At 63.5% G+C, this 18,824-nt stretch carries 11 protein-coding genes; all 11 read right to left on the bottom strand.

All coding sequences use genetic code 11. From position 1 onward, the window contains the following. Positions 1-10: 10 nt before the first annotated feature. On the bottom strand, positions 11-1,621 hold the full coding sequence (locus tag A4H34_RS06025; protein ID WP_009199045.1) for an acyl-CoA carboxylase subunit beta: 1,611 nt from the start codon (positions 1,619-1,621) through the stop codon (positions 11-13). Further along, positions 1,618-3,429: an ATP-binding protein gene (locus tag A4H34_RS06020; RefSeq protein ID WP_064231382.1), complete on the bottom strand. Its 1,812-nt coding sequence runs from the start codon at positions 3,427-3,429 to the stop codon at positions 1,618-1,620. The genes A4H34_RS06025 and A4H34_RS06020 overlap by 4 nt, the downstream gene beginning before the upstream one ends. After that, a complete protein-coding gene (locus tag A4H34_RS06015) occupies positions 3,426-4,328 on the bottom strand; it encodes a biotin--[acetyl-CoA-carboxylase] ligase (RefSeq protein WP_138587204.1) in 903 nt (300 codons plus the stop codon). The genes A4H34_RS06020 and A4H34_RS06015 overlap by 4 nt, the downstream gene beginning before the upstream one ends. Before the next feature lie 528 nt (positions 4,329-4,856). Next, the gene (locus tag A4H34_RS06010; protein WP_040322740.1) at positions 4,857-5,849 is read right to left on the bottom strand and encodes a malate dehydrogenase; all 993 of its coding nucleotides are present in this window, start codon (positions 5,847-5,849) and stop codon (positions 4,857-4,859) included. Positions 5,850-5,975: 126 nt separating this feature from the next. Continuing rightward, positions 5,976-8,060, bottom strand: coding sequence for a hypothetical protein (locus tag A4H34_RS06005; protein WP_064231381.1), 2,085 nt, complete (start codon positions 8,058-8,060; stop codon positions 5,976-5,978). Between the two features lie 339 nt (positions 8,061-8,399). Further along, on the bottom strand, positions 8,400-8,762 hold the full coding sequence (locus tag A4H34_RS06000; RefSeq protein WP_009199052.1) for a hypothetical protein: 363 nt from the start codon (positions 8,760-8,762) through the stop codon (positions 8,400-8,402). 724 nt (positions 8,763-9,486) lie between these two features. Beyond that, the gene (pgi, locus tag A4H34_RS05995; RefSeq protein WP_009199054.1) at positions 9,487-11,145 is read right to left on the bottom strand and encodes a glucose-6-phosphate isomerase; all 1,659 of its coding nucleotides are present in this window, start codon (positions 11,143-11,145) and stop codon (positions 9,487-9,489) included. Between the two features lie 118 nt (positions 11,146-11,263). After that, the gene (gene pulA / locus A4H34_RS05990) at positions 11,264-13,969 is read right to left on the bottom strand and encodes a pullulanase-type alpha-1,6-glucosidase (protein ID WP_064231380.1); all 2,706 of its coding nucleotides are present in this window, start codon (positions 13,967-13,969) and stop codon (positions 11,264-11,266) included. A 262-nt stretch (positions 13,970-14,231) separates the two neighbouring features. Further along, positions 14,232-16,703 carry an alpha-amylase family glycosyl hydrolase gene (locus tag A4H34_RS05985; RefSeq protein WP_064231379.1) on the bottom strand — a complete coding sequence of 824 codons (2,472 nt, stop codon included), beginning with the start codon at positions 16,701-16,703 and terminating at the stop codon, positions 14,232-14,234. Between the two features lie 313 nt (positions 16,704-17,016). Then, positions 17,017-17,655, bottom strand: coding sequence for a hypothetical protein (locus tag A4H34_RS05980; RefSeq protein ID WP_064231378.1), 639 nt, complete (start codon positions 17,653-17,655; stop codon positions 17,017-17,019). A gap of 304 nt (positions 17,656-17,959) precedes the next feature. Continuing rightward, a complete protein-coding gene (locus A4H34_RS11005) occupies positions 17,960-18,367 on the bottom strand; it encodes a hypothetical protein (RefSeq protein ID WP_156510277.1) in 408 nt (135 codons plus the stop codon). Positions 18,368-18,824: the final 457 nt, after the last annotated feature.

Below are 18,824 nucleotides of genomic sequence, written 5' to 3'. Positions count from 1 at the left end.
TTTCGTCAGCTCACATCGGCATGTTGCCGTGGCGGCTCGTGCGGGATTGGGAGCGGTTCTTCGTCCGTGCGATTCGCAGCGCGGAAACGATCGACGAACGAGTCGTCTCCGGGGTGATGATGGCGTCGAGTTGCCCACTTTCTATCGACAGGTGCGGATTGACGTTCTCACGCGTGTACTTTTCCACGAGTTCGGCTTTGACGGCGGCGACGTCCTTGCCTTCCTCAGCGGCCTTTTTCAGTTCGCGCCGCCCGGTGATGGCCACCGCGCCGTCGGCCCCGAGCACGGCGATCTCCGCCCCCGGCCACGCGTAGTTGAAGTCTCCCCCCAGGGACTTCGAACCCATGACGATGTAGGCGCCTCCGTAGGCTTTCCTCAGCGTCACGGTCACGAGCGGGACTGTGGCCGTGGCGTAGGACCAGATGAGTTTGGCGCCGCGCCTGATGATTCCCGCGTGTTCCTGCTCGGTCCCCGGGCGGTACCCGGGGACGTCGACCAAGGTGACGACGGGCACGTTGAAGGCGTCGCAGAATTGGACGAATCTCGCGGCCTTCTCGGAGGCGTCGACGTCGAGCGTGCCGGCCTCGTGCATCGGGTTGTTCGCGACGATTCCCACGGACTCGCCGTCGAAGGCGGCGAAGCCAACCGTGATCGACTGGGCGAACATTTCTTGGACCTGCACGAATTCGCCGTAATCGACGAGGGCGCGTATGACCTCGACCATGTCGTAGGGCTGCTTCGAAGACTCGGGGACGATCTGGGAGAGCCTCGCGGCGTTGGCGGCGTCCTCGGGTCCCTCTTCGTAGTCCCATCTGCGGGCCGCGCCCTCGCAGTTCGGCGGGAGGTAGGTCAAGAGCGTGCGCGTGTAGTCGAGGGCGTCGGCTTCGTCGTCGGCCAGGTAATGGGCCACTCCCGACTGGAAATTGTGCACCTCGGCGCCGCCCAGGTCGGCGAAGGAGACGTCCTCGCCGGTCGTCGCGCGCACCACGTCGGGGCCCGTGACGAACATGTGCGAATTGTCCCGGGTCATGACGATGAAGTCCGTGAGGGCCGGGCAGTACACGGCGCCGCCGGCGCACGGTCCGAGGATGACGGAGATCTGCGGGATCACGCCGGAGGCCTCGCAGGTCTTTTTGAAGATGCGGCCGTACTGAGAAAGGGCGAGCACGCCCTCCTGGATTCTGGCGCCGCCGGAGTCGAGCATCGCGACGATGGGAATGCGCAGTTCGAGGGCCTTGTCCATAAGGGCGGTGATCTTGTTGCCCTCGACTTCGCCGAGCGTGCCGCCTTGGATCGAGAAGTCCTGAGCGTAGACGGCCACCGACTCTCCGGCAACCGTGCCGATTCCCGTCACGACCCCCGCGCCGGTGAAGCCTTCGGCCATGTTGCCCCCGCGGAAGCGCCCGATTTCAGTGAAGCTTCCCTCGTCCAAGAGTTCGGCTATGCGTTCGCGGGCCGTTTTCTTGCCGACGGCATGCTGGCGCGCCTCTGCCTTTTCCTGGGCTAGATCGATGAGACCTTGCTGGTAGGCCGCGAAGTCTTCGCGATGGATCTCGTGCGGAGTGAGGTCCATCGTCTGGGATGTGTCCGGAAGCGTCCGGAGTTTCGTCAACGACATCATTTCTCCTCGGTGGTCTCGTCCTCGTTGCGCACGACTCGCACGAGGGGTTGATAAGCGGACACGTTTTGGCCTGCCTCGACGGCGATGTCCGTCACTTTGCCGTCGTAGGGAGCGTGGACGTAGCTCTCCATCTTCATGGATTCGAGCACGACGAGCAGGTCGCCGCGGGAGACCCGCTGCCCGCTGTCGACGCACACGCGGACGACGATCGCCTGGATCTGGGAGTTGACCATCCCCGTCGGATCGACGAGTTCGCCGGATTTCGCATCGTTCCGTGCGCGGGCGCCTCCGCGAAGGGGCTGGAAGCCCCGGTGGCGCGACGTTCCGACCGTCGTGGCGAACATCGTGCGCGGGACGGTCAGCTCCATCCGGCGCCCGTCAAGCTCCACCACGAAGGTCGCCCTCTCCTCGGCTGCGGTCGATGCGGGAGTGGCGCTCACCGACGACGCGGGGGCCACGCCCAAGGAGGAGGCCTCCGCGGGATCCGCCAGTTTGGGCAAGACGACGTCTTCGAACCAGCGCGTCGACGGCGGCGCCGGGCTGAACTCGTCGAGGGAGATCACGGCCGAATACATCGACGCCGGCGTCGCCACCCCTTTGATCTCCAGTTCCGCCAGGGCCCTGCGCGAGCGGGCGATCGCGGCCTCGCGCGTGGGCGCCGTGACGATGAGCTTTGCGAGCATCGGATCGAAATCAGACGTGACGACGTCGCCCTCGTTGATTCCCGACTCGATGCGCACGCCGTGGCCCAGCGGCCAGCGCAGTCGCGAAACGGTGCCCGTGGAGGGAATCATTCCCGAGGCGGGGTCTTCGCAGGTGATGCGGAACTCGAAAGAGTGAGCACGCGGCGAGGGAACCTCGGCGAGCCGCTTCCCCGCTGCGATGCGAATCTGTTGCTCGACCAGATCGAGGCCCGTCACTTCTTCGGAGACGGTGTGCTCGACCTGCAATCGCGGGTTGACCTCAAGAAAGTTAACACGGCCGTCGGCTTCGACGAGGAACTCGCAGGTGCCCAGCCCCTCGTATCCGACGGCGTCGAACAGTCTGTGAGACCAATCGACGAGGGTCTCTTCGACGCCCCGGGGCAGCGCGGGCGCGGGCGCCTCCTCGATGAGCTTCTGGTTTCTGCGCTGCACGGAGCAGTCTCGGGTGGAGACGACCGCGAAGTTGCCGAAGGAGTCGCGGGCACACTGGGTTTCGACGTGCCGCGCCGTGCGGATGAAGCGCTCGACGAAGAAGCCTTCTGCGTGGTGCCCGTGGGCGGTGAAGAAGACGTCGAGGTCGGAGTCGGATTCCATCACCGTGATGCCGCGGCCTCCCCCGCCGTCGGCCTTCTTCGTCACGATGGGGAAGCCGTTTTCGGCGACGAAGGCGTCGACGACGTCGCGGCCCGTGACGGGGTCCGACAGCCCTGCCACCGGGCTGACGTTCACAGATTCGGCAAGGCGGCGAGCCTTGATCTTGTCCCCCAGGGCGTCAAGTACCTCCGGCGACGGGCCGATCCACGCCATGCCGGCCTCCAGCACCGCCCGCGCGAACTCTGGGACCTCGGAAAGGAAGCCGTAGCCAGGATGGACGGCGTCGGCCTCGGCTTTGCGCGCGATCTCCAGCAGCCTTTCGGCGTTCATATACGTCTCCGCGTAGGCGGTTCCGACCAGCGCATACGCTTCGTCGGCTTCCCGGACGAACTGGGCGTCGCGATCCGAATCCGAGTACACGGCGATGGACTTGACACCCATGTCGCGCGCCGTTCGGATCACTCGCAGCGCGATCTCCGAGCGATTCGCGATGAGGACGCGGTTAATCAACGTGCTTCTCCTTCCGCGCGGGGCTGCATGCCCAGCAGAGAGACTTCGCCAGAGGTGACCGCTTCGAGGCCGTTCCTCGTCAGGATTTCAAGGGATGCGTCCGGAAGGACGCGAATGCCGTCGCCCACAAGCGGTTCAAGGCGCGGGCGGCCCACGACGACGCCCGGCCGGAGCGTTTCCGTGACGGCGTTGGCCTCGTCGACGAGGCCCGCAGCCTGCGGGTCGCCGGCGTCGACCAATGCGTCGAGCCGGGCGCGCAGGCCTTCGAGGTACGTGGCGATGAGTTCGTCACGCCCGGCTGTTTTCAGGCCGGAAGTCAAAAGGGAGGCGGCCGTGGGCGTCGGCAGCTCGTCGGCCTCGAGCGAGAGGTTCAAGCCCCATCCGAGGATGCACGCGATCTTGCCGTCGCGCCTGCCGCAGACTTCGCCCAGAAGCCCGCCGAGCTTTCGCGGCCCCGCGGGCGTGAGGGCGACGACGTCGTTGGGCCAGCTGATCGCCACATCGGGGGCGCCTTCTTGCGCACAGTGCCGCCGAACCGATTCGAGCGCGGCCATTGCGCCCGCGAGCGTCACCCATGCCAGACAGTCGGCGATCGATTCGTCGAACTCCAGAAGAACGGAAACGAGCAGGGACTTCCCCGCTCGCGTAAACCATGGGCGTCCGACTCTTCCGCGGGCCGCCGTCATGTTGTCGGCGATCATGACGGCTCCCGCGGGAACCGAGCCCTCGCACCACAAATCGGCGAGGTCGTCCTGCGTCGAACCTGTGAGCTCTGTATGGAGAACGATAGGCGACTGCATTCCCGTCAGCGGAAAACGAGCCTGGCCAACGACATGTGCCTGGGCCTGCCCCGCCTCGCCTAGACGCTCTCCCGCACTGTCCACACGCTCTTTGGACAAGTAACACTCCCATCTTTCCGCCCTCGCGGGCGCGATCCGCGAGGCAATCCCTCGGAGCCAACACTTACGAAGCAGTAATCTACCTTAAAGTACTCGATAATCCCAATCGTTGAGTGTGGTGTATCAATCATAATCTACAAACACGGCTTCCATAATCGACAAACGCGCCGCCTCTACGCCCAGAGCGCACGACTTGACGGGGCGGTGTGCAGCGGATTCACTACGGATGCCATTGCCAAATCGGAGAATCGGCGGTGCAGACGGCGCAGGAAACTTCTCCCATTGTGATCCTCGTCAACCTACAACGGGCGGAGGTCTTCGGGCCTGGGCAGAACCGCTCGCGGAGCGGTCGATTCGAAGTGCCCCCGCGCCTTATTCATTGCCGCGTTTTCGTTTCAGCTCGCCTGATCCGTTCCAGCGCACCCAATTCGTTTCAGCTCACCCGACCAAAAGGAAGGCCTCCTCCCGAAGGAGGAGGCCGACGATGGCCTCAAGGTCGCCGCAGGCGGGCTACTTGCCGCGGGCGGGCTACTTGATAAGGCCCAGGGCGCGAACCGCGTCCAATTCCTCCTGGGCGGCCTTGATGTTGTGTTCGATTCCGGCGCGCGTGCGGTCGGAGACCTCCAAGCCGTCGACGACGACCCATTCGCCGTTCTCGGCCGTCGCGGGCATGCCGAATATGAGCCCTTCGGGCACGCCGTAGTGCGATCCGTCCTGGTAGACGCCGGGGGTGACCCAGTCGCCTTCGGGCACGCCGTTGACCCAGTTGTACACGTGGTCGATGGCGGCCGAGGCGGCCGAGGCGGCCGACGACGCTCCGCGGGCCTCGATGATGGCCGCGCCGCGCTTGGCGACGGTCGGAACGAAGAAGGACTCCAGCCATTCGGCGTCCACCAGCTCGGAGGCCGGCTTGCCCGCCACAGTGGCGTATGAGACGTCGGGGTACTGGTCGGCGGAATGGTTGCCCCACACCGTCATCTTCTTGATGTCCGCGACGGGCGCACCCGTCTTGGCCGCCAGCTGCGAGATGGCGCGGTTGTGGTCGAGCCGCATCATCGCGGTGAAACGAGACTTGGGGACGTCGGGGGCCGAGTGCATGGCGATCACGGCGTTGGTGTTCGCCGGATTGCCGACGACGAGGACCTTGACGTCGTCGGCCGCGCGGTCGTTGATGGCCTTGCCCTGAGGCCCGAAGATCCCGCCGTTGGCCTCGAGGAGATCGGCTCGCTCCATTCCCTTGGTGCGCGGGCGCGCGCCCACAAGCAGGGCGACGTTCGTCCCGTCGAACGCGTCGTCAATGCCGTCGTAGACATTGACGGACTCAAGAAGCGGGAAAGCCGAATCGTTGAGCTCCATGGCAGTGCCCTCCGCGGCCTTCACTGCCTGCGGAATTTCCAACAGGTTGAGGCGCACCGGCGTGTCGGAGCCGAGCAGCGCGCCCGAAGCGATGCGGAAGAGGAGGGCATAGCCGATGTTTCCGGCGGCGCCCGTAACGGTGACGGTAACTGGCGTACGAACCATCAGGTCTCCTTTGTCTGGATTCATTCGTCGCGGTCGTAGACTCAGCGCGTTGGCGCGATATTCGGCGCGCTCGCGCCCACGGTCAAGAATAGGCGCTGCGGCTCGTTTGTCTCAGGTCCCTTGGGCCTAGAAATTTCCCGCGCCGTTGTGCTGAGTCCCCTTGTTCTGCGGCAACGCGGTCTGACCTTGCTGCCAGGCCGCCGCCTCGCCGGTCTTCGGCGGCACCGCCTTGTCCTGCTGCCAGGCCGCTGCCTCGCCGCACTGCCAGGTTCCGGCCTCCAGGAAGGTGACTTCCTTGCCTTGCTCGTAGTCGGAGGCCTGGCTGAGCCCTTCTGGGAGCCGCCGAGCCTCCTTCTCGCCGTTCCGCCTTCTTCCTGCAGCCAATCCGGCGACCGCCCTTGTCGTCGCGGACGCTGGCGCTGCGTCGGGGGCAGACCGCCAGACGATGCCGCCCTTTCCAACCGACCCCGCGAGCCGTGGCGAAACACCTTGCTTGAACGTTCCGTTTTTCAGTCCGGACGCAGCCGGGCGCGCGGAGCTTGCGCCCTGTGCGCCCGTCGAAGCGCGCGGACCTGCCTGGTTCCCACGGGCGCTGCCTGCCCCACGCGCTCCAGCGATTCCCGCGCGTTGAGCCGCCGCGTTCTTCGCCGACGCTCCCGTTCCGCGTGCCGCCCCGGCTAGGCCCGTCCCTCCGCGTGCCGCCCCGGCTCCGCGAACCGGGCCGGCCGTACGAACCGAACCGGCCGAACCGTTTCCACGGGAGGCCGCGGCTCCACGCGCCACATTGCCGCTGCGGCCCGAATTGCGTCCGCGCGCCGAGGACGATGCGCCGGCCCCGGCCTGCGCGCCGCGGGCCGTCAAGGCGCGGACGCCGCTTCTCGCAGCCTTCGAACCTGCCCCTGGACGTCCAGCTCCCCCGGAGGTTCCTTGGGGCGCATTCGGAACGCTTGCACGCGAAGCCGTCGTCGCACCCTTGACGATGCCCGAACTGCGAGCGGGCGTCTGGGAGACCGCGCGCTGCGCCGTCGTCGCTCCCCGAACTATCCCGCCGCTGCGTGCGGAGGTTGCGGCGGGACGGGCGATTCCCGACGCGCCGCCCCGGGCCAAAGCGCCCTTCGCCGCAGCGCCCTTCGCCGTCGTCGCCGAAGCCTCGCGCGCGGCCGTCGTCGCACCGCGAGTCATTCTGGCGCCCTGCGCAGCCGTGCCGTTCGCCCGCACTGCCGCCTCCGACCGGCTTGCTGCACGCGCCGAGCGAACCGCCTGATAGGCCTTGTACCCGGCGACGGCGCCTCCCGTCGCTGCCGCGGCGGCCGCAGCCGGATTGTGCACGGAGGACGAATGCAGGATCGAAGGGCGCACCGCCCCCTGGGAAACATCGCCGGTCTGATGGACCGTGAAATGCGATCTCTGCAACGTCGGGCCGCCGTCGCCGCCGGGCGAGACGCTTCCTGAGCTTCCGGCGGAAGGGTCGGGGATCGTTGCCGACCATCTCGTCGCCGAACGAATCGGAACGGAGGCGGAGCCGCCCGAAGCCCCGGCGTCGCCAGAGCCTGGGCCGCCCGCGCCCGAACCATTTTGCCCGTTGCCGGAGCCGTCGCCGCCCGTGCCGCCGTTGCCCGAACGGCGGCGAGAATCGCTGCCGCCGGAAGACTGACGGTCGCCAGAACGGCGCCTGCCGGGTTCGTCCCCGTTGGAAGATCCTGTTTCCTCGCCTCCGAGAGCCGGAATGCGCTGGATCGCCGCCGCCGTCCGCTCTCGCAGAGTGCTCAGTGCGGTGATCGCCTGATTCTCTGCCTTGGCATGATCCGCGTCGAGCGTCCGCAGGGCGCGCATTTCCGCTTGGAGGTACGGTTCCTTTTTGACGACGGAATCGTACCGGGCCTGGGCCTCCGCCAGCTCCTGTTGAATCTCTATGTTCTTGTTTTGCGCCTCTCGCCCGGCGTCCAAAGCTTCTTTTCGCGCCTCCACGATGACCCCGATGTCCTCGGAATGCCGACGCACTTTCTTGCCGAGGGCGTCCAAGCTGGCCGTCACCGCCCCAGCGGTGGAGCCTTTTATCGCCGACCCCAGATTTGTCGCGACCGATTCGGTCAAATCGGCCACAGAATCGAGCTCTGTCTTGATTGCGCCCAGAACGTCGCTCGTCGCGTCGTTGGCGCTTGGATCCCACTGTCCAATTCCACGAAGCCTGTCGGCATTGGGAGTCGCCACGACTCCTCCTTTCGTTTTAGCGGGCCTCCGTCCTGCCGACGTCGGCCTTGCCGTCGCCATCGTTCGAATCGACGTCGGCATCCGGTAAATTTTCTATGTGTTTCTAGGTTGTCTCTGTGTTTTTAGGTTGTTTCCGTGTTTCTAGGTTCTCTACGCACTCTAAACGTCTATGAATTTTCATATATTGGTGTATGCTCGCAAACGGTCGGAATGATCGTCGGTTCGACGACGCCGAAAACGGCATAAGCGGCACGGCCGACTCCCATCTTCAGCCAGGCGTCCCGCCTTTAATCCAAAAGCTATGTTTTCAGTCAAAGACCTTGAGGCTAAGTCGAAACCCTATCTTTCCGGCGTGTTCGTAGAATTGTAGGCGAACTTATCGGTCAGCCCATTCAGCTTCGTCATGTAAGCCGTCCTTTCACCCTCGTCGATTCCCTCAAAATTCTGCACGGCTTGTCGAAGGTCAGAAACGACCCCCTTATACCGCGACGATATCTGCCCCAGTCGATCATCAATGCTCGCCACCGTATCCCGAAGGGGCAGTCCAAATTGGTCGAGCTCGTTAAGCTCTGACCAGATTTCACTCGATTCTCTGACACCGTCATAGAACTTGTTTTTAGCGCTGTCGAAGTTGTCCCCCGCGGACACCAAGAGATTCAATTGCGCATCGAAGCCGTCTCTGTCGAGATAGAAGATCCCCACGGATTCCCCCTGCCTTGCTCTTTCATGTGCCTTGCCACAAGGCCCGAAGGCCCGAAGCGTCGAAACCCTCGGCTGCCGCAACCGCACCGTCAATGAGTGCGGCTTCCGCGATTTCACGGCTATTGACTTACCTCAATAATAGTCAAAGCGTAAAGAACAATCCATCAATTTCGAGGAGGAAACGGGTGCAGATCTCCCCAGTCTGAAAACTAAATCAGTCTATAAACATAAAGATCTCATATCAAGCGCAAACCGCTTAAACGTCTTTGGAAAACAAGAGAACCTATATAACAGAAAACTAAGACATTAAAATGAAAGGATATAGGTTTTATAACACTAAAATTGGAAGAATAGATTGTTGGGTGTATGAACCGACGGAACGCCGGACTGACGAAATAGAGGGAACGATCCAACGGCCGTCGAACCGAAAACTAACAAGTCGCTTGGCCTACGGCGTCAAGGGCACAACTAGAATGCCGGTGACAAGGCGGCGCTTTTGCCCAGCCGCCACCTATGTGCGCGCCGCCGTCTCTACGGGTGAAAGGGCTGCCCCGTTGGGCGAGAAGGCGGCGCGCACATCAAACCTGGCCCGGATGAATGCGCATCGGGTCGAGTCAATTCGCATCGGGACGAATCGTTCCGGTTCGGATTGGCTCCAATTGCAGCAGGCAAGAGCCACATCGGCGTCCAGTCCGTCCCCGGCGGGGTGGCTCCCGTCGGAGTCTCACTTGCGATTGGCGCGATAGTAGTCGATGAGGCTCGCGGTCGAGGAATCCTGAGCCGCGAGGGCTTCGGCGTCGCCGGAAATGGCCGGGCCCAGATCCTTGGCCATCTGCTTGCCCAGCTCCACGCCCCACTGGTCGTAGGAGTCGATCCCCCAGACGGCGCCCTGCACGAAGGTGATGTGCTCGTAGAGCGCGATGAGCTGGCCGAGGACCGAAGGCGTGAGCTCGGGGGCCATGATCGACGTCGTCGGCTTGTTGCCCGGGAAGATGCGGGCGGTCACGATCGCCTCGGGCGTGCCCTCGGCGCGGACCTCCTCGGCCGTCTTTCCGAAGGCGAGAGCCTTGGTCTGGGCGAAGAAGTTGCCGAGGAACAGCTCGTGCTGATCCGTCCCGTCCTCGTCGGAGAGCGCGTGGCGCGGAGTGGCAAAGGCGATGAAGTCGGCCGGAATCAGCTGGGTTCCCTGGTGGATGAGCTGATAGAAGGCGTGCTGGCCGTTCGTTCCGACCTCGCCCCAGAACACCTCGCCCGTTCCGGTGGTGACGTCGCTGCCGTCCCAACGAACGCGCTTGCCGTTCGACTCCATCGTCAGCTGCTGAAGATAGGCGGGGAAGCGGTGGAGGTACTGGGAGTAGGGCAGCACGGCGTGGGTCGCCGCGCCGAAAAAGTTGGTGTACCAGACGTTGAGAAGCCCCATAAGCAGGGGGACGTTCTGTGCTGCGGGAGCCTGCTCAAAGTGCTCGTCGATCGCCCTGAAACCAGACAGGAAGTCGGCGAAGTTCTCAGGCCCGATCGCGATGGCCAGCGACGTGCCGACGGCCGAGTCCACCGAATAGCGCCCGCCGACCCAGCTCCAGAACCCGTAGGCGTTTGCCGGATCGATGCCGAATTCGGCGACCTTTTCCAGGTTCGTGGACACGGCGACGAAATGCTTGGAGACGGCGCCTTCCGTCTCGACCCCGCGCTCGGCGAGGCCGCCCAGCAACCACGCCCTGCACGCCCTTGCATTCGTGAGGGTCTCCAGGGTGGTGAAGGTCTTGGAGGCGATGACGAACAGGGTGGTCTCAGGGTCGAGGCCGCGGAGCTTTTCCCCCGCGTCCGTCGGGTCGATGTTGGAGATGAAACGGCACTCGAGGCCTTTCTTGACGTACGGTTTGAGCGCCTCGTAGGCCATGACGGGCCCGAGGTCCGATCCGCCGATGCCCACGTTGACGACGGTGCGGATCGGCTTGCCGCTGGCTCCCGTCCATTCGCCCGAGCGCACGCGCCTCGCGAGATCGTAGACCCTTTCGAGGACCTCGTGGACGTCGGCGACCACGTTCTGGCCGTCGACCGTCAGCTCGTCGGTTGCCGGCCTGCGCAGCGCGGTGTGGAGAACCGCACGGTCCTCGGTGACGTTGATGTGTTCGCCCGCGTACATGGCGTCGCGACGCGCGGCGACGCCCGTCTCCTCCGCAAGTTCGAGCAGGGCGGCGAGGACGTCCTCGTCCAGGTAGTCCTTCGACAGGTCGACGAAAAGGTCGGCGGCCCGGCGGGAGTAGCGCTCGGCGCGCTGCGGGTCTTCGGCAAATGCGCGCCGGAAATCAGGGGTGTAGACGGAGGCGATCTTGGCAAGCTTCGCCCATGCCTCCGTTTGGGTCGGATCGACGGGTGCGTCCACGTTTCGTTCCTTTCGTTTGCTCCCTCTCGCCCGGCGAACCGCGCTCGGGAAGATCCTTAGTTCTTGGGCCCAATCTTAGACGTTGGCCCTCCGAGCTTTAAGCCCCCGCCTCGGGCCCTTAGACGTCGGCCTTGGTTGCCTGGAGCGTGAGCACAGCGACGGTGCGCGCGGGAATCGTGACGGTTCCCGTCGCGCGATCCCATGCGGTGGCCTTGACGACGTCGTCGGATCCCTTCGCCTGCACCTCGGAGAGCTCGTAGGCTTTGCCCTCCATTCCCTCGATCTTCTCGGTTATCGGCTTGGGCGAGGCGTTGAAAACGGCCAACACGCCGTCAAGCATTCCGTCGCGGTCCTTGCCCTTCGTGTCGTCGATGTTCATGACCAAAAGGCCGGGAGTCGCCGAGGGGCCCGAGTTCGGGAAGGAGACCTTCTCCCGGATGGAGGCGGCGTCCCCAAGCGTGAACAGAGGAGTGCTCGCGCGCAGCTTGAGCAAGTCGAGCGCCTGGGAGTGGGCCGCGGCGATGTCCGCCCTTCCCGGTTTGTTCGCCGGATCGGACATGTAGGAGCTCATCGCCTTCCAACGGACCGAGTTGTCCCTGGCGGGAGGAAGGCCCACCCCGAAGTTGGACTCCTTTCCCGACCAGTCGACGGCGTTGAACCAGTCGCCCGAGTTGTAGGAGTTGCGGTCCATGGACTTCGAGCGCAGAAGATCGGTTCCGGCGTGCCAGAACACCGGGGACTGGCCGAGGGTCGCCGTGGCCAGAGACAGGGTGTTCATCCGCACCCGGTCGGACATGCGCGAGCCTCCGGGCATCTTCCACATGTTGAGGTCGAAAAGGGTCTCGTTGTCGTGGGCGTCGACGTAGTTGACCGTCTCCGTCGGCTGAGTCCCGTAGCCGGCCACCTGGCCGTTGAAGTAGACCTCGCTCCCCTTCTTGAGGGTTCCGTCCGCCGCATGTATTTCGATGGAGCCGATGTTTCCGGCCAGCCCCACGCGGATGACGTCGGTGTACGACCGCAGCATGTCGGCGTCCCCGCCCGCCACTCCGTTGGGATCGGTGAACAGGCCGTTTCCGAAGCCCTGCGTGTCGTTCTTTCCGTCGGACTGGGAGCCGTGGACGGCGTCGCGCAGCCTGTCGTTGAACGTCCCTATCCCGGTTCCGCCGAGGGTCCCTTGCACCGACGGCGCGAACCGCGAGCCGTCGGCGGTGGTTCCAAAAGACCAGCCCTCCCCGTACAGGTACATCTGAGAGCCGTCAACGCCGTCCTTCTCCAACGTCAGCGAGTCTAGCTCGGCGCGGATTCGCTTCATCGTGCCGACCGAATTGAACTCCATGAGGTCGAAGCGGAATCCGTCCACCTTGTAGGCTTTCGCCCAGGTCAAAAGCGAGTTGACCATGAGCTCCTCGGCCATGGCGTGCTCGGTGGCGAATTCTCCGCAGCAGGGAGTCGTGAGCGTCTGGCCTTCGTATCCCAGGCGGTGGTAGTAGCCGGGGACTATCTTCTCAAACACCGACTTTTCGTCCTGCCCGTGGGCATACGTGTGGTTGTAGACGACGTCTTGGACCACCTGGTACCCGGCGGCGTGGAGATTTCCCACCATGTCGCGGTATTCCGCGGTTCGCTCGCCCCCGTACTGTTTGACGGCGTACGAGCCTTCGGGAGTCGTGTAGTGGAAGGGGTCGTACCCCCAATTGTAGGCGTCGATGTCCGCGACCTTGCCGACGGCGGCCTGTTGGTCCTGCGACGTCGCCCCGGAATCGGGCACGTCGACCGTCGCCTGCGCCGCGCGGCTCTCGGGGACCGAGCCGAAGTCGTAGGTGGGCAGAAGATGTATCGTGTTCATCCCCGCGCGGGCGAGCTCGCGCAGATAGGCCATGCCGTGGGAGCCTTTGACAGAGAACGCGCTGTACGTTCCCCGCAGCCGCTCGGGGACGGTCGCGTCCGTGGCCGAGAAATCGCGCACGTGCATCTCGAGGATCGACCTTTCGGCCTGGTTCGAGATTGCGGGCGCGGCATTCGCCCTCCACGACTCAGGCTGGTACCTCGGATCGTCCAGGTCGAGCACCACCGAACGCTTTGAATCGGTGGTCAGCCCCACCGAGTTGGGGTCGGTGACGAGATTGTGCGCCACGGTGTCCGCCAGGCCCTGTTGAGAGGCGTCCTCCTTCGTGACCGACGTCGGAGGTATGTAGACCTCGACGTCGTAGACGTAGGACCTGTCGGCCCATGAGGCGTCTCCCTCGATGGTCCACGATCCGTCGGATTGCCGCTCCATGGGATGCTCCTCGTACGCGGCGACGTCGCCGTTCGCGTATAGGCGAAGGGCGACGGACTTCGCCGTCGGCGCCCACAACGAGAGGGTGGGAACGCCGCCGTCGAAGGACACCCCGTGCCTGCGGCGCCTGGCCGCCGCAGCGTAGAGGAAGTCAAGCACGCGGGCGGTTTGGAGGGAGGAAAAGGCGATCGGCGCGCCGTCGGGGCCCACTTCCATGACGGACGCTTGGCCCTTGAGGATCTCGGCGACGTCGATCTTCCCGGAAGGCCGCAGAGCCGTGTAGTCCCTTCCGTCGGGCGTGTATGAAGCCGTGATGTAGGGATCGCGCCGCTTCTGCCCCTCCGTCAGGCCTCCGCCCTTGACGGCCAGCTCGACGGACCCGTCGGCGCCCGCGACATTCGCGCCCGTGCGCTTCATCCCTCCGCGCGCAGCGTAGTAGAGGCGGTAGGTCGACCCTTCTCCGCCCGGCCACGCTATCGTCTCATCGTCCAGCCACAGACCTATGGCTTGTCCCTCGCCCCTGACGGGCTCGTCCGTTGTGTCCATCGTTCATGCGCGATTCGTCGGTTTTCATGGAACACATACAGTTTACCTTGTTGCGCCCAGGGAAACACGCGAATTTCGGAACAGGCCCCCGCTTCGTCAGCGGGGGCCTGTCGGCCGAGGACGGCGAGCTTGCCGGAGGGCGGCCTGCCCGGCGGCTCCTGCATTTGCGGGGCGGCTCCGCCCTCAGCGGCGCAGCCTCGGCATTCGCACGCCGTCCTGCTCACACGCCTGCGGGCCGTCTTTCTGCCCGCTCACTCGCGCCTCACTTGCGCGCGTGCCGGGCTGCCTGCCCGGCGGACTGGTCGACTCCCACGGAGCCGAATCCCGAATCGACTGTCGTCCTTCCCTTCGCGTCCACCGACACCGCGCGGTACTCCACCAGCGTCCCGTCGGGAATGTCGGTGACGTCGTGGAAGACCCGCGGCTTAGGCCCGGAAGCCGTCCCGAGGATCCTCCACTTGGGGCTTCCCGCGATCCTGTAGGAGAAAGTCGTTTCCGCCCACCTGTTGGCGCCGAGGTCGGCGGAGACCGGAACGAGCGACTGGGTGACATCCTGGCCGGCGAGCGTCGACGTCGTTCGGACGAGAGCCTGGCCCGAATCCGGCGTGACTGCAATCGAACCCGATCCCTTCGCCAGCTTCTTGTCGGCCTTGTAGACGACCGCCGAGAGAGGCGGAACCTCGACGGTCACCTCGCCGTTCCGCGCAGACCTCACCGACCCCGAAGCTCCGTACAGAGCCTTGTAGGCCGACTTCGGGGTCATTGTCTTGAACCTCGCCTTGGCGGGGGTCTTCGAATTGTTGACGGCCACCACGTACTCGGACTTTTGCTTTCTGTCCACTCGGGCGAATGCGTACACCGGGGAATCGTCGGAGCGGTACAGCTCGATCTGAGCCCCGTTCTCGAGCCCGGGGTGGGCGTGGCGAAGCTTCGCGACGGAGGCGATCTCCTTGTATATCGGCGCCGACGTCGAGTAGCGGTCCTTCGACCCCATCTGCGTGCCGTCGGCCAGAGGCTGGTTGACATACTCGGCCGTCTTCGAGGCGAACATCGACTGGCGGGAGTCCTGGTCGCCTCCCGTGCCCATGAAGCCCTGCTCGTCGCCGTAGTAGACGACGGGCTGGCCGCGCATGAGGAACATCATCTTGTGGGCGAGGATCGTGCGGGCCTGGGTGTCGCCCTTGCCCGCCCCCGCGATCATGTAGGAGGCCCTGCCCATGTCGTGATTGCCGAGGAAGGTCGGCTGGTCGGCCGCACCTGAGGTCGGCGTCGTCAGCATGTCGTCCGTGGCGAAGAAGTCCCCGACGGACTTGCTCGGCTTGCCCGCCGCGTAGCCGGTCACCGCCTCCTGGAAGCCGAAGTCGAGGGTCGCCCCGAGGCCTGTTCGCCACGTGTAGGGCGCACGCGCCGTGGCCGCGCCGTCGTAGACCTCTCCGAAGGTGAAGAACTTGGGGTTGGACTTTTTCGCGTGGTCGTTGATCTCTTTCGTCCACTTCTTCCAGAACTCGAAATCCACGTGCTTGACCGTGTCGATCCTGAATCCGTCGATCCCGAAGTCCATCCACTTCTTGTAGACGTCTGCGAAGATGCGAACCGTCTTGGGGTTTTCCGTCATGACGTCGTCGAGCCCCACGAAGTCTCCGTAGGTGACCGATTCGCCATTCCACGTCGAGTCGCCGCGGTTGTGGTAAAGGGTGACGTCGTTGAGCTCGTCGGGGACGACCTTGCCCGTCCGCTTGGGAACGTAAGGGAACGACGTCTGCGCAGACATCTCGGGGAACGTGCTGACCTTCGACGGATCGAAGGGCGTGCCCGATGCGTCTTTGTACGGCGATTGCTCCTTCGTGACGTACGGGGCCGACCCTCCCTGTTGGCCTTCGTAGGAGATGAGGTCCGCCGTGTGGTTGACGATGATGTCGAAATAGACCTTCATTCCTCGCGCGTGGGCGTCCCGAACGAGCTGGGCGAGCTCCTCATTCGTCCCCAGATGCGGGTCGATCTGGGTGAAATCGGTGATCCAGTATCCGTGGTATCCGGCCGAAACGTTTGCGCCCGAGCCCTGCACCGGCCGGTTTTTGAAGGACGGCGTGAGCCAAATCGCCGTCGTCCCCAGACCCTTGATGTAGTCGAGCTTCGAGCGCAGGCCCGCGATGTCGCCTCCCTGATAGAAGCCTTTGTGAGTCGGGTCGAATCCGGAGGCCATGCGGTCGGAGCCGTAGCCTCCCGTGTCATTGGAGGTGTCTCCGTTGGCGAAGCGGTCGGTCATGACGAAGTAGAAGCTCTCGCCGTTGCCCCTCTTGCCGGGAGCTTTGACGAGCCTTCCGTCCTCGGGCGAGAACCTGCCCTTCGTGGGGATCCAGACGCCGACCTTGTGCGTCCTCGGATCGAAACGGAAAGTCACCTTGGTTCTTCCCGCCACCGAAATCGGCATGTTCGCCGAGCCGTTGCCCCACGAATTGTCCATGGAATGCCCGCCGACGATCTTGTACTCGTACTTCCCGGCCGGAAGAATCGCCTTGTATTCGTACACTCCCCGCGAATTGCGGGTCATCTCAGTCTGGGTGCACTTTTCGTCCCAGTCGCGGCAGCCCGACACCTCGTTTTGCAGGCTCCCGACGACGGCGAAGCCAGAATCGGCCGCAGACGCCGGAATCGACGCGAGGGCGCTGGCCGCCAGCGCGCAGGCTCCCACAAAAGAGGCCCCTGCTCTCGTATGGAAAATCTTGTGTTTCATTGCCCGTCCTTCCCGTTCGGCCCGCACCGCCTCTGTGCTCGAGAAAACCGAACTTAACCAAATCGTAGACAGTGGCGGACGCCACTTCAAGAGGGAAAAGGAAGTGAAAGTTCAACAGTTCGGGCGACGGGTGTGTTTCCGCCCTGTCACGGCCGAGCCTGTGTCGCTCGAAAACGCGTTGCTTTAGGTCCGTCTCGAAAACCGCGTTGCTTGAAAGCTCCCCGCCGGGAAACGCGTCGCTTGGAAAAGCCGCCGTTCGAAGGTCTCTGTTCGAAGGTCGCTTTGCTCGAAAATTCATCGCTCGAAGGGCGCGTCACTCGAAGGGCGCCGTGCCGCCGTCCCCTTTGCCCGACCGGCGGTCGCGGTCGTCGGCAAGCTCGTGCCGCCATTTGGCGAAGTCCACTTCCTCGGCGATGTCGCCCCGAAGCTCCTCAAGGCGCGAAATGAAGTCCTCCTGCCTCTTCTCCACGGCCTTCGCCGCCGCTTCGGCGGCTTCGTCCAGGTTCGTTCCCGGAAGGCTGCCGGGAATTGCCAGCAACGCCTCCACCATCTGATCTTTCGTCTCGCGAAGCCCCTCGATGTCCTCGCCGAGGCTCGAAAGGAGGGCGTCGAGTTCCTCCACCTGGCTGTCCCGAAACTCCTTGCCGAAGATTTGGTAGGTGTCGGACGTGGCTTTGCCGGGCCTCTGACCGTCGTCCTCGGCGGCGCAGTCTTCTGACTGACCGGCGCCGTCTTCCGACGGCGCGGCGTCGAGTTCGCCATGACCCTCTGCCCGACCGGGATTGAGCGCACCGTCGCCGTCTTCTCCGCTGACATTATCGGCGCTGAGCCCGCGGTTGTCCGCTTGGCGGCTCTCCGCCTCTCCGCCGACCTCGCGCGCGCCGAACTCACGGGCCTCTTCGGGATCTCCGGAATCCGGATTGTCGGGCTCGGAGTTCGCATTCTCAGCCATGGCTCTCCCCTTCGTTGAGTTTCAGGCGGCGTCCGCTACGCGTGCAGCAATCGACGTCGGCTGTCGACGACGTCGTTATTTTTGCGTCCTCTCAGTACCCTACACGCCCCGCAGCCGTCAGTCACCGTCTCCGTCGCAGACAACGGCGACGAGCACGCTCGGTGCGGCGCTCCCGGGAACGGCCATAGACGCCGTCGCGGGCGGCGGCCCGCCGGCTGCGCAGCGAGCGAGACGACGCCGCCCGCGGCCAACGCCAACTCCACCTATTAGAGCTCAAATAGGGTCTAATGGGCTTCGTCGATTATCAGTCCTCGCCTGAAGCACCCTTGTGATTTGGCATACGGTTAGCTACTTGAACAACAATTGACACCGTAGCCCCTAGAACAAGCGCAAACATAATTAAAGTCATTTTAGACTGCCTAATACCATTACATTTATGTCGCCAATCATTTTCAGCAGACCTTTCCGCTTCGTCCGTAGCACGCTGTCCCTCGAGCGTTCCGCCCCCCAGATTTTTCAAATCGTCGCTGGAAATAGACCCTTCGTCAGTATTCCCAGATGCATAGTGATATAATGAATCACATTTCATTTCATTCTCTACTTGATAGACGGAAACATGATCACTGGAAAAGAAAAGAAACAATGCGAAAATGAAAGCGAGGACTCCAAAGCTCCAGCGCCGAAGACCCGCTATGAAATCTGGTTGAAACATGAAAACCTCTCAAAGCCAAAGCAAACTGATGTAATGTTCACCATTTTACTCCACTTTTCCCTCCCAAAGAGTCTGTAAAAGAATCAAGATTAGGTCTGTAAAAGAATCAATATTAGCTTTCGAGGACGCATCGGCATTTACTATCGCTTCTATTGCCAACTTGAAATCTCGGGTTCCGCTCGTCAGTTCCCATTCCAAATCCTGGAGCATTTTCTCAAAAATAGTACCCCACCCACTAAAGCTTCCAAATGGACCATGGGCATCTATCCCAATTCCACGATCTCTAGTCGCAGGTTTCATCATCGAAACGCCCCCAATGAGTTTTTGAGAAAACTCAAAATCCCATCGCCAAAGACGGTCAAACCTGTTCCACTAGTGAGATACGCCAATCCCTTGCCTGCAGCTAGCGTGGCAGCTAGTGCGATACTAAACCCACCCTTTCTCTGGCTTGCAGATT

It is taken from the genome of Peptidiphaga gingivicola, assembly GCF_001652275.1.
Classification (GTDB): Bacteria; Actinomycetota; Actinomycetes; order Actinomycetales; family Actinomycetaceae; genus Peptidiphaga; species Peptidiphaga gingivicola.
The sequence above is the reverse complement of the archived record's forward strand: the minus strand, read 5'-3'. Positions and strand labels throughout refer to the sequence as shown.

Bases quoted from the DNA above. Each gene is read 5' to 3' on its own strand.
- A4H34_RS06025 (WP_009199045.1), bottom strand. From the start codon at position 1,621: ATGATGTCGTTGACGAAACTCCGGACGCTTCCGGACACATCCCAGACG.
- A4H34_RS06010 (WP_040322740.1), bottom strand. From the start codon at position 5,849: ATGGTTCGTACGCCAGTTACCGTCACCGTTACGGGCGCCGCCGGAAAC.
- pulA (WP_064231380.1), bottom strand. From the start codon at position 13,969: ATGGACACAACGGACGAGCCCGTCAGGGGCGAGGGACAAGCCATAGGT.
- A4H34_RS05985 (WP_064231379.1), bottom strand. From the start codon at position 16,703: ATGAAACACAAGATTTTCCATACGAGAGCAGGGGCCTCTTTTGTGGGA.
- A4H34_RS05980 (WP_064231378.1), bottom strand. From the start codon at position 17,655: ATGGCTGAGAATGCGAACTCCGAGCCCGACAATCCGGATTCCGGAGAT.
- A4H34_RS11005 (WP_156510277.1), bottom strand. From the start codon at position 18,367: ATGTTTCAACCAGATTTCATAGCGGGTCTTCGGCGCTGGAGCTTTGGA.